This window comes from Amycolatopsis circi (assembly GCF_003385235.1).
In the GTDB taxonomy this organism is placed as follows: domain Bacteria; phylum Actinomycetota; class Actinomycetes; order Mycobacteriales; family Pseudonocardiaceae; genus Amycolatopsis; species Amycolatopsis circi.
Genome location: NZ_PQIA01000063.1, coordinates 38,915 through 50,484, shown reverse-complemented (window position 1 = coordinate 50,484; position 11,570 = coordinate 38,915). Strand labels below are relative to the sequence as shown.

Below are 11,570 nucleotides of genomic sequence, written 5' to 3'. Positions count from 1 at the left end.
GGTTGGGTGGGGCAGGCACCGATCAGCGGTCGGCGCGCAAGGAATCCGGCCAGTCGAACTCCAGCGGGTTCGGGCTCGCTTGCCATTGCCCGTCGAGTTCGCGCAGAGCGTCGGTGGCGCGAGTGATGTCGGCGTCGGTCCACGGGAACGGGTCCTGCGCGAGTGCGCCCCAGCCCTCGCGGGCTTGCTCGAAGGGAGTCGCCAGCCGCCGCTCGACGGCTTCGTGGACGACCCCGGCCATCACTTCGGCGACCCCGATCGACCGTTTCGCTGTCCTCAGGACCTTGGCGCTGCGGGCCTTCGCATCGTGGCGGGGCCTGCCTTCGGCCACCCGCATGTTGTCGAACACCGCGCCGGCCGCGATGCAGCCGAACACCCCTCCGCCCAGGCGCAGCTCCCTTTCGACCGCCGCGTGCGCGAGGTCGTGCGGCACTCGCCACTTGCGCGAATACGACGGGAGGACGAGGACCACCCCGTCAGCGCGGTGGATCCACGCCGCGGACTCCCCGCGCGGGACGTGATGGAACATGATGCGCACATTCCGAGTATCTCCATCGGGCTGGCGGGATGGCCACCGAATATCCGCGGGGCTTGCCAGTCGCATCGGCAATCCGGAGCGCGTGAGCGTCATCGTGGCCCACAACCAACGCTCAGCCGGTCAGAAGAAGTGCTCAGCCACCTGCCGTAGTCGCGCATCGCTAAGCACCATGCCAACAAGCACTGGGACATGCCAACTATCGCCTGCCGTCACAGTCGTCCGGTTCCTCCGTGTGGGTGGTCAGCCTTGAATCACGATAGAACATGTGTTCGAATAAATGGGCTGAATGGTTGCCTCGGGGGTGTGGATCTTGACTGGAGTTGTCGAAGTGGATGACCCTCGGTCGTTGCGGAGAGCGACCGAGGGCGGGGAAATGACAACTTATGGCTACCGTGTCGCAGAATTGTTCATAACGCGGCCACGCAAGCAGACGCCGAGGATCGCACTGACTGAGCCGGAGGCGGCTGGCGGCCTGTATCAGGCGGTGTTCAAGGCGGCGAACGATGCTTTAGCTCGGGGCGAGAAGGATGAGGTTCGCCGGCATTACACCCGCATCTCGCAGGTCCGCGCGGACGCGTGGGGGATTCTGCTGACGGTCAAGGGCGGGGATTACGGGGAGCCCCGCGAGGTAATCGATGTCGACGCGGACGAGACCCTTGGCAATCCCCGCTCGATCGGGCAGAGCGACGCGGTGCTCAGCGCCTTCTATTCATTGCTGATCATTCCTCCGTACGGGGAGTCCGGCCTGCTGATCACCGAGGTGAAGGGGCGGTCGCACTTGCAGGGCGCGACGTTGCGCCAGCTGAACTACAAGCTTCGTGACCTGGGCGTTTTCTTGCGGATCACGTCCGACGCGGTGGACGGCCACGCCTGGAGCGAGTTTCTTGCCGATGATGCGGTCGGTGTCACGGGTGTGGAATTGGTGCAGTCCACTCCCTCGCCGGACCGCACTCGGTTCACCAGCGAAAACGTGCGTCGATCGTGGCTGCATCTGGACCTGGAGAATGGTTCGCAGCTCAAGGCGAAGGTGGTGAACGCGCTGCGCGCGATGATCGGCCAGCCGGACCGGCGACCGCGCCTTGTCGGATTGGTAGGGCTGCGCGATTTCGATGACGAAGACTTCGACGAGGAACGGATCATCACCGTTCGCGACGGTAAAGAACGCAAGCTCGACGTACGTTCTTCGTGGCCGCGGTTCACGTACCAGATCGACACGGAAGAACGGCTGACGGCCGCTGAATTCGTAGACGAAGTGGCATCGACGGCGCGAGATGCGCTGACGTTCCTGAACGTGGACGTGGCCGCGAACTGGCGCCCGGTAATCGACGATTGAGGGCCGGCCGGGATGGACAAGCTGCGCAGGTTCAATCCGTGGCCTATTTTTCTCTACAACAGCAAGGCGATGCGCGGACCGGACAGCGACCGGCTGACGTGGGCCGAGCGTGCCCTACTGTACGGTACTCCGACCGTCGGCCTGGTGCTTTTCCTGGCATTCCGTCTCCAGCTCGGCGGGATTGCCCAGCTCCTTTCGGCGACGTCGCTGCTGGTCGGAGCGATGCTCAGCACTTTTGTGTTCCTGGCCAATCTGCGGATCAAGATCCAAGAGGTGCCGGACTACCGTATTCGTTCGGGATTGAAAGAACTGGTCGCTTCGTCCGCAGTCGGTGCGTTGCACGTGTCGTTGATGGCGATGCTGCTGGCGCTCGGCTTGGCGCTGATGGCGTCGTGGCCGCTCCTGACTGCGGACGGGATCCCTGGCAACGTCGCCTCCAGCGTATGTGTCGCGCTGCTGATCCATCTCGTGATCTCGCTCGCCGCCGTCCTGCGCCGGCTGTTCGCTATCTACGAGGACTTGTTCAAGGGAGACTTCCTGGCCAAACCATCGCCGGAGGAACCGCAACCGCGCCGAGCGAAGGAATGAAGCTTGTCGGCAAACGCGTTGGGCGGCTTCTGAGAGTTTTGCCCGCAGTGCTCAGTCACTCTGTCGGGTGGCTTCGGTCTGCTGACCCTGGGTGCGGCGCAAGAAGCGCTTAGCGTCGTGGCCGAGCAGCCCAAGCAGGAGGGAGCGAGCGAATGCGTGGCGTGGTGCTGAACGCCCCTGGCGATGTGCGGGTGGAGACGCGAGAGGATCCGCGGATCGTCGAGCCGACCGACGCGGTCATCAAGGTCTCCGCGGCCTGTGTCTGCGGGTCGGATCTGTGGCCCTACCGCGGCATCGAGGACGTTTCCGGCCCGGCCCCGATGGGGCACGAGTACGTAGGCGTGGTCGAGGAGGTCGGCAGTGCCGTCGAGCAGGTGCGGCCGGGCCAGTTCGTGGTCGGGTCGTTCTTCGCTTCGGACAACACCTGCGAAATCTGCCAGGCCGGTTACCAGAGCCGCTGTGTGAACGCGGTGCCGATCGGAGGCATCGGGTCCCAGGCGGAGCGGCTCCGGGTGCCGTGGGCGGACGGCACCCTCGTCGCGACGCCCGGAAATCCCGAACCAGACCTGATCCCGAGTCTGCTCGCTGCGTCCGACGTGCTCGGGACCGGCTGGTTCGCAGCTGTGGCGGCGGAGGCTGGGCCGGGCAAGACGGTCGCTGTCGTCGGGGACGGCGCCGTCGGGCTGCTCGGCGTCCTGGCAGCCCGGGAACTCGGCGCGGAGCGAATCATCGCGATGAGCCGGCACTCGGACCGGCAGGCGCTCGCCCGCGAGTTCGGCGCGACGGACATCGTGGAGGAGCGCGGCGACGAGGGAGTTGCACGGATCAAGGAACTTACCGGCGGGCTGGGAGCGCACAGCGTGATCGAGGCGGTGGGCACGCAGGAGTCGATGATGCAGGCGATCCGTTCCGCCCGTGCGGGCGGTCATGTCGGGTATGTCGGTGTGTCGCACGACGTGGAGCTGCCTGGCGGAGAGTTGTTCTTTTCCGCAGTGCATCTGCACGGCGGGCCGGCCCCGGTGCGACGTTTCCTGCCGGAGCTGATCGATCTGATCTGGCAGCGACGCATCGATCCGGGCAAGGTGTTCGACCTCTCGGTGCCGCTCGCCGACGCGGCGGAGGCGTACCGGGCGATGGACGAACGCCGGGCGATCAAAGCCTTGCTGACCGTATGAGCGAGGGGCGGCGCATCCGGGACAGGATGCGCCGCCCCTCCGTTCAGAGCAGGGACTCAGCGGTGATCGGGAGGTTCCTGATCCGGCTTCCCGTCGCGTGGAATACCGCGTTGGCGATCGCCGGAGCGACGCCTACGTAGACAACTTCCCCGAGCCCTTTGACTCCGAGCGGGTCGGCTTGCGGGTCGTTGCCGTCGAGGTAGATCGCCCGAAGCTCGGGGACGTCGGCGTTGACGGCGACGAGGTAGTCGGCGAGGTTGGCGTTGACGATGCGGCCGTCGCGCGGATCGGTGACAGTGTGCTCCAGCAGCGCTGCGCTGATGCCGCCCACCATTCCGCCGATTGCCTGGCTTTCGGCGAGTTTCGGGCTGACGATCCGGCCGGCGTCGTAGACGCCGAGCATCCGGCGGACGCGGACGAGGCCCAGCCTGGCGTCCACGGCGACTTCCGCGAAGACCGCACCGTAAGCGTAGAAGGACGATCGGTTCTGCTCTGGCGGGGCGAATCCGCCGATGGCTTCGAGGTGCGGGCGGCCTTGGCGCGCGAGCAGTTCCTGGTAGGTCTCTCCTCGTGCGGGATTGTTCTTGACCGCCAATCGTCCATTGCGGACGATCACGTCAGCGGGATTAACCTGGTGCAGTGGCGAGCGGACGTCGTTGACTGCCAGTGTGATCGCTTGCGTGCGGACTTTGTCGCTGCCGTCGAGGACTGCTGAGCCGACGCTCGCCATGGTCATGGAGCCGCCGTGCGGCGGGGTGGGCGGCATGGCGGAATCGCCCAGCTGGAAGCGGACGGTGTCCATGGTGAGCCCCAGTGCGTCCGCAGCCGCCTGGGTCATCGAGGTGTATGTGCCGGGACCCATGTCGCTGGTGGCGGACTGGACGAGCGCGGTGCCTCGTGCATCGAGGCGGACGTAGGCCTGGGCGGTACCGCGCGCGGTGTCGTAGACCGCGGTGGCCATGCCGGTGCCGATCAGCAAGTCTCCGTCGCGAGTGGATCGCGGCGTCGGGTTGCGCTTGTCCCAGCCGAATTCCCGGGTGCCGGTGGTGTAGCACTCGCGCAGCCGGCGCGTGGAGAAGGGCAGCCCGGTCGACCCGTCGGCGGCCGGTTCGTTGCGCTGGCGTATGGCGATCGGGTCCAGACGCAGTTCGTGCGCGAGTTCGTCCACTGCGGACTCGATCGCGAACGACGCGGTCGCGTAGCCAGGACCGCGCATCCAGATCGGTGTGTTGACGTCGAGCGGGACAGTGCGGTAGTCGACTCGGACGTTGGGCATGCTGTACAGCATTTGCCCGGGTGCCATCGCGGCTTCGGTAAACGTCTCGTACGACGAGGTTTCCGCCGAGATGTCGTGGATCATCGCGTTCAGGCGACCTTGGCGGTCAGCACCTGCGCGGACGCGATAGTCATAACGGGGCCGGAATCCGGTGCTGGAGTACAACTGCCGGCGGGTGAGCACGAGCTTGACCGGTTTCCCGGCCAGCCGTGCCGCCAGCGCGCTGACGATCACGTGCGGCCAGGCACGCAGCCCGCTGCCGAAGGCACCGCCCACGAATGGGGAGAGAACCCGCACCGAGGTGTCCGGAATGCCGAATACCGCCGCGAGTTCGCGTTGTGTGCCGCCGATCCATTGGGTCTTGTCCCACACAGTCAGGCGGTTGCCGTCCCACTGGGCGATGGTCGCGTGCGGCTCCATCGGGTTGTGATGATTGCGCGCCATCTCGTAGGTCGTGTCCAGTTTGACCGGCGCAGCGGCGAACGCACGGTCAGCGTCTCCGCGCGCATAGCTGGTCGGGGCGGTCGCCTGGCCGGTGCGCAGGTCGGTGGCTGGTTGACGCGCCTCGTACTGCACTTTGACCATTCGTGCGCCGTGCTGCGCCGCCTCGAGCGTGCTGGCGAGGACTACGGCGACCGGCTGGCCGAAGAACCTGACCTGATCGTCCTGGAAGACGCGCAGCCGGTTGCCGTCCGGGTTGTTCGCGTTCGGACTGTCGCGATACGGCAGTTTCGGCGCGTTGCGGTGGCTGATGACGGTCTGCACGCCCGGTTGGGCGAGGGCGGCGCGGTCGTCGATCGACGTGATGCGTCCGGCACCGACGCTGGCGTTCACGATCACGGCGTGCAATGCATCTTGGACAGGGTGCTCAGCCGCGTAAGTGGCGCGCCCGGTGATCTTCAGCCGTCCGCCCGGGACGTCGGCGTGCCGACTGCGCGCTGTGGCTGGAGGCTCATCGTCCTTCTCCTACGATCCGGAGCTGCCGTTCGACCGTTCGTTTGAGCAGGTCGACCTTGAATCCGTTGTGCGCGAGCGGGCGTGCCCCGTCCGCTGAGCGCGCGGCCGCGTCGGCCCACAGCTGGGCGGACGGCTTCTTCCCGACGAGGAATTTCTCGACGGCGTCGAGTTTCCAGGGAACGGTGCCGACCCCGCCCGCGGCGACCTTGGCGGCGTTGATGGTCCCGCCTCGGATCGCCAGGGCGACCGCGGCCGAGGTGAGGGCGAATTCGTAGGACTGGCGGTCGCGGACCTTCAGGTATCCCGACCGCAACGGGCGCGGGTGCGCCGGAACCTCGACCGCGGTGATCAGCTCGCCGGGCGAGATCGCGTGCTCCCGATCAGGCGTAGTACCCGGTGGGAGGAGAAAGTCCCGCAGAGCAACGCTGCGTTCGCCCTGCGGGCCGAAGAGATGCACGGAGGCGTCGAGTGCCGAGAACGCGACAGCGACGTCCGAGAGGTGTGTGGCCACACAGTGGTCGGAATCGCCGAGGATCGCGTGGCTGCGGTTGATGCCTTCGAGCGCGGAGCAGCCAGAACCGGGGGAGCGCTTGTTGCACGCGGCAGTCACGTCGCGGAAGTACGTGCAGCGTGTGCGCTGCATGATGTTGCCGCCGATGGTGGCCATGTTCCGCAGCTGGGGCGACGCGCTGAGCTCCAGGGCCTGGGAGACCACCGGGAAGGTGGTGCGCACCCGAGGGTCAGCCGCGGCGTCCGACATGCTGACGAGCGCGCCGATGCGCAGCCCGCCGCCCGGCGTGACGGCGACATCGCGCAGGGACAGGCCGGCGATGTCGACGAGAGCACCGGGCCGTTCAACGGTTTCGCGCATGAGGTCGACCATCGTCGTGCCGCCGGCGATGTACCGGCCGCCGCGTTCCCCAGCGGCAATGGCCGCGTTGAGGCCGGCGGGTTTCGTGTAACTGAAAGGTTCCATGTCAAGCCCTCATTTACCGGATTTACCGGCGGCCTGCTGGACCGCGTCGACGATCTTGACGTACGCGCCGCAGCGGCAGATGTTGCCGCTCATCCACTCCCGGATCTCCTCGCGGGAGCCGGTGTGTCCTTCGCGGATGCAGCCGATGCCGGACATGATCTGGCCAGGCGTGCAGTACCCGCACTGGAACGCGTCGTGGTCGACGAAGGCTTGCTGCAGCGGGTGCAGCCGGTTGTTCTCACCCGGGGCGAGGCCTTCGGCCGTGGTGACTTCCGCGCCGTCGAGGCGCACCGCGAGGGTGAGGCATCCGTTCACGCGGCGGTCGTTGACCAGGACTGTGCAGGCACCGCAGGCACCGGCGTCGCATCCCTTCTTCGTGCCCGTGAGGCCGAGGTGCTCGCGCAGGAGATCGAGCAGGGAGGTGCGGTTGTCGACCGTGACAGTGCGGCGGTTTCCGTTGATGGTAAGGGAAACCTGGCTGCTGCCGGCGTTTGGGGCGGCGGCAGCCGATTCCGTGCCGAGCAGAGCCGGCCCGGCGACGGCCACCGCTCCGCCAAGCGCGGTGGCCGCTACGAAGGTGCGCCTGGTGACGGCGGTCGACGCGTCCTCGTCGGCGGAAGGCGCGGGGTCTTCCATGGACATGGCGGTTCTCCTCGGCAGGTAGGTGGGCGGGTTATGCGTGAACGTGGTCGCTCAGTTCCGGTCGGCCGTCCGGGTCTGGCGCGGCCGGGATACGGCAGCGTGCTGTAGTCGCGGCCAGCAGTCCGACCGGCAGCAGCGCAGACCCGGTGATCACTGCACCGAGCGCGGCGGGCCCGATCAGTCCCCACGAGGTCGACAGCGTGGCACCGGCGAGTGCTGCTCCGATGGCGGTGCCCAAGTTGAACGCGGCGGTCGCCAGAGACGACGCGAGCGTTGAGCTGTTCCCGGCCTGGCGCAGCGTCTGCGCGATCAGCACCGGGTTGGCACCGAGGCCGGTCGCGCCGAGCAGAACGACCAGCGCGACCACGATGGTGGAGTGACTGGCGGTCAAAGCCAAGGTGATCAGCGCGAGGGAACTGAGAGCGAATGCTGCGGCCACCGTCGTGAACGGTCGCTGTTCGCCGAGGCGGCCGCCGAGCATCGTGCCGCCCAGCGCGCCGATTCCGAAGCCGACCAGCACCAAGGGCACCAGAGCGGCGGGGATGCCTGCTCGCTCGGTCAGCAGCGGGCTGAGGTAGCTGTACGCCCCCAGGAATCCGGCCTGGGCCAGCATGATGGCGCCGAGCACGAGCCAGAGTCGCCAAGGCCGCAGCGTGGCGAGTTCCCTACGCACCGAGACGTCCGAACCGTGCGTGTCGAGTTTGCTCGGCATGATGCGCAGGAGCGGCACGATGGCCAGCAATGCGAGTACGGCCAGCATCCAGAAAGGCCCCCGCCAACCGGTGAATTGACCGACGAAGGTGCCGAGCGGAACGCCGGCGATCACCGCCAGGCTCAGGCCGCCCGACATGACCGACAGCGCGCGAGTGCTCGCCCCCGGCGGCCCTGCGATTGTGGTGGCGACCACCGCGCCGACCGCCCAGAAAGTTCCGGTGGCCAGCGCGGTGATTACACGGGAGATGGTCACGACCGCGAACGAGTCGCTCAACGCCGCGACGACGTGCCCGACGGCGAAGCCAACCAGCGAGAGAACCAGCGTGGCGCGCTGCGGCAGCCGCAGAGTGGCCAATGCCATGACGGGCGGCCCGATGATCATTCCCGCCGCGAAGGCGGACACCAGAAGCCCGGCCTGCGCTACGTTCACTCCCAGGTCCGCGGCCGCCTCCGGCAGCAATCCCGCGATCATGAACTCGGTGGTGCCCATCAGGAAGATGCCTGCCGCGATCACATAGACCAGGGTGGGCGTCCGCGTCCCGGCGGGCCGCGATGTACTCAACGTCTTTCGTCCTTCCGGCTGGTGTCCGTTCGGGTTCCGGTCCGGCTCCCGATGTCCGGTTTCCAGGGAACCCCGCGCGGCGCGCACGTGGGAGGCGAAGGTCAGAGGGGTGCTGTCAGCACCCCTCCCGCAATGCCTGGCAGCGCGGCTTCGCGTGTCGTAGCGTCGGCGGCATGGGCAAGCAGAGCCATGCGGAGATCGGCGAATTCCTGGCGTCGAGGCGTGCGAAGATCACTCCCGAACAGGTAGGCCTTCCCATCTACGACGCCGCCAAGCGGCGCGTGCCCGGGCTTCGCCGCCAGGAAGTCGCGACGCTGGCCGGGCTTTCGGTCGACTACTACACGCAGATCGAGCGCGGGAAAGTCAACTCGGTCTCCGAGAACGTGCTCGACGCCATCGCCCGTGCGCTTCAGCTTGACGACGCGGAACGGTCCCATCTGTTCGACCTGCACCGGCACGCGACGATGAGTCCGCAGCGATCCCGGCCGCGCCGGACCAAAACCACGCGCCCGATGCTGCAGCGAATGCTCGACTCCATGAGTGTGCCCGCGTTCGTGCGCAACGCACGCCACGACTTCGTCTGCGGCAACATGCTGGCCTACGCTTTCTATTCGCCGCTCTACCCGGATGAACAGCATCCCGACCCCAGGCAGCCGGTCAACTTCGTGCGGTTCTGCTTCCTGGATCCGCGCGCTCGCGATTTCTACCCGGACTGGGACGGCATGGCTGACAGCGCGGTGAACTTGCTGCGCACCGACGCCGGACGCGACCCTTACGATCGGGAGATCTCGGACCTGGTCGGGGAGTTGTCCACTCGCAGCGAGGAATTCCGGGCGCGCTGGGCCAAACACAACGTCCGCCTGCACTACACCGGGACCAAGACGTTTCACCATCCCGTGGTCGGCGACATCACCGTGGACTACGAGACAATGCCGTTGCCCGCGGATCCGGGCTTGGTGCTGACGGTCTACAGCCCGGAGCCCGGCAGTCCCTCCGCAGACGCGATGACGCTTCTCGCCGCCTGGGCGGCGACCAACCTCGCGGGCTCGGACGAGATGCCTGCCGAATCGGACGAGCGCCGACCTCGCGCCTGAACGCCGCTTCCGGCACCGCGTCGACGGCGGTGCCGGAAGCGGTCCGCCCTTGCCAGGCAAAGGGGGGGCAGCATTACGCGGCGAGAGTCGAGACGTCGATGACGAACCGGTGCCGCACGTCCGACGCGAGTACCCGCTCGTAGGCATTGTTGACCTTGTCCGTGCCGATGACCTCGATTTCCGCGCCCAGGCCGTGCTGGGCGCAGAAGTTCAGCATCTCCTGAGTCTCCCGGATGCCGCCGATCGCCGAGCCAGCGTAGGACTTGCGACCGAAGATCAAGGAAAACGCGTTGACCTTCGTCGAAGGACACGTCATCAGTGTCGGCGGCGGTCTCCAACCAGTCTGCGGTAGCCCGGACTCGTTCGAGATTCTTTTTGACAGCGGATCGCTCGCGTGCAGTGAAATGATGGCCCTGAAGGGACGGTAGCATCCGTCCGACCGTCGCTACGAAGCCGGCGCAAGCGCTGACAAGTTCAATGAAGTCCTGAGCGCTTTCCAACTGAGCGATGGCGGGGGTTCGGTGTCGAGCGACCTCGCTTGCGGTCTGCGCTCGCCGTACCTGAGCGCGATTCACAAGGTGCCTCGCGGTCGAATCGTCCATGACGGCGGACGCGACAGCAGGGCGATTCAGGAGGCCAACCGCGATTCTGGTCGCAACGTCGTCGTCCTTGGTCAATCAGTGACCCGGTTGATCTTCTCCTGCGGAGTGACCGGAACCAGCGGTTCCTGACCTGCGGCGCGCTTGGCGGAATCGATCGTCCAGCGGCGCTCACCGGTTCCTGGGAGCGGCGGCGGCTTTCCGATGATGCGGAACCGGTCGTCGCGTCCGGCGAGAATTTTGTGAATGTGATGAGATACGTCGGCGTTGCGTTTTTCCTTCGGCCACCGGGATGATACCCAGCGATAGGTGTTCAATGTTGTGAACGGAATTCCGATGTCGTCGGCATAGTGGCTCAAAGCTTCCTCGATGTGCACGTCCTGGGCTGACGCTGCCTGCGAGCCACCGCGCGAAGGCATGGGCTCGATCTCGAGCGCTGCGTCGCCGAGTTGGAATTGGATCTCGGACTTTTGCCGGATCAGTGTCCTGCCGGTTCGGACGAGTTCTCGGTATCGCTGTTTGGTGACGTCTCCGACCTTGCCTGCCATGTCGTCTCCTCACGCGGATGGTGTCCGGTCTCCGCACTTCGTCGTGCGGCGAGGGCGTGCACTGACGGGGCGGAAGGGTGTTCGGCGGCGTCAGTATGCACCTGTGCCGATGGCCTCGCAAGGAATGTTTTCGCAGGTCAGAGTGGGTATGATGATCCGTTGTCGGCAGGTGTCACCGTGACGTTTGAGGCGAACGGCTCCTGCGCCAAGCGCGCGTCCGGCAGCGATGCGAACAGTATTGTGCTCCGGTCCTGCGATCGAGTCCCGCAATCCAGGTCGATCCGCATTCGGGGCAAGTCTGCCGTTCGCGTTGCTCTTCGCGGAGCGCCGATACGCGTCGCCGGCTGCGTTGGGTCCAGCGCCAATGTCGGCCGCGGCACGCGTCGCTGCAGTAGACCGCGTCGCGGCGAGACGAGGCCAGGAGGATGCTGCCGCACGCGGGGCAGGGTCGCAATGGCCGCGCCTCGGCGGGTTTGGATGTTTCATGAGCAGGGGACGGACTGCGCACGGTATTAGGATACGCCACGGTGGCAATGAAATAGTCGAAGCTTGTCGGAAATTCTGGCCT

General features: G+C 66.5%; 9 protein-coding genes and 2 pseudogenes. 4 read left to right on the top strand and 7 right to left on the bottom strand.

Features of this window, described 5'->3' with window-relative positions:
• Nucleotides 1-22: 22 nt before the first annotated feature.
• Nucleotides 23-529 (bottom strand): hypothetical protein, encoded by a 507-nt coding sequence (locus D0D37_RS25215; RefSeq protein ID WP_116203045.1) that lies wholly within the window; start codon nucleotides 527-529, stop codon nucleotides 23-25.
• 382 nt (nucleotides 530-911) lie between these two features.
• On the opposite strand from D0D37_RS25215, the gene D0D37_RS25210 reads away from it, so the two are divergent.
• From D0D37_RS25210 to D0D37_RS25200, 3 genes are all read left to right on the top strand, one after another.
• Nucleotides 912-1,871, top strand: coding sequence for a hypothetical protein (locus D0D37_RS25210; RefSeq protein WP_162834462.1), 960 nt, complete (start codon nucleotides 912-914; stop codon nucleotides 1,869-1,871).
• 12 nt (nucleotides 1,872-1,883) lie between these two features.
• Nucleotides 1,884-2,459: a hypothetical protein gene (locus tag D0D37_RS25205; protein ID WP_116203036.1), complete on the top strand. Its 576-nt coding sequence runs from the start codon at nucleotides 1,884-1,886 to the stop codon at nucleotides 2,457-2,459.
• Between the two features lie 152 nt (nucleotides 2,460-2,611).
• A complete protein-coding gene (locus D0D37_RS25200) occupies nucleotides 2,612-3,634 on the top strand; it encodes a zinc-dependent alcohol dehydrogenase family protein (RefSeq protein WP_116203035.1) in 1,023 nt (340 codons plus the stop codon).
• Nucleotides 3,635-3,677: 43 nt separating this feature from the next.
• On the opposite strand, the gene D0D37_RS25195 is transcribed toward D0D37_RS25200, so the two are convergent.
• The 4 genes from D0D37_RS25195 to D0D37_RS25180 all read right to left on the bottom strand — a co-directional run bounded on the left by D0D37_RS25195 (nucleotide 3,678) and on the right by D0D37_RS25180 (nucleotide 8,761).
• Nucleotides 3,678-5,750 carry a xanthine dehydrogenase family protein molybdopterin-binding subunit gene (locus D0D37_RS25195; RefSeq protein ID WP_244223663.1) on the bottom strand — a complete coding sequence of 691 codons (2,073 nt, stop codon included), beginning with the start codon at nucleotides 5,748-5,750 and terminating at the stop codon, nucleotides 3,678-3,680.
• A 112-nt stretch (nucleotides 5,751-5,862) separates the two neighbouring features.
• Nucleotides 5,863-6,843, bottom strand: a complete 981-nt coding sequence (locus D0D37_RS25190) for an FAD binding domain-containing protein (protein ID WP_116203034.1) — start codon at nucleotides 6,841-6,843, stop codon at nucleotides 5,863-5,865.
• Nucleotides 6,844-6,852: 9 nt separating this feature from the next.
• Entirely contained in the window at nucleotides 6,853-7,479 is a 627-nt protein-coding gene (locus D0D37_RS25185) for a (2Fe-2S)-binding protein (RefSeq protein WP_425266968.1), read from the bottom strand.
• Nucleotides 7,480-7,516: 37 nt separating this feature from the next.
• Entirely contained in the window at nucleotides 7,517-8,761 is a 1,245-nt protein-coding gene (locus D0D37_RS25180) for an MFS transporter (protein ID WP_208720138.1), read from the bottom strand.
• 173 nt (nucleotides 8,762-8,934) lie between these two features.
• Here D0D37_RS25180 and D0D37_RS25175 point away from each other — a divergent pair, with 173 nt between their 5' ends.
• Nucleotides 8,935-9,855: a helix-turn-helix transcriptional regulator gene (locus tag D0D37_RS25175; RefSeq protein WP_116203032.1), complete on the top strand. Its 921-nt coding sequence runs from the start codon at nucleotides 8,935-8,937 to the stop codon at nucleotides 9,853-9,855.
• A 73-nt stretch (nucleotides 9,856-9,928) separates the two neighbouring features.
• Here the strand turns inward: D0D37_RS25175 and D0D37_RS25170 are convergent.
• Both D0D37_RS25170 and D0D37_RS48890 read right to left on the bottom strand, forming a co-directional pair.
• A pseudogene (locus D0D37_RS25170) lies at nucleotides 9,929-10,147 on the bottom strand (alcohol dehydrogenase); the annotation flags it as partial.
• A 61-nt stretch (nucleotides 10,148-10,208) separates the two neighbouring features.
• Nucleotides 10,209-10,873, bottom strand: a pseudogene (locus tag D0D37_RS48890) (DUF6192 family protein); the annotation flags it as partial.
• Nucleotides 10,874-11,570: the final 697 nt, after the last annotated feature.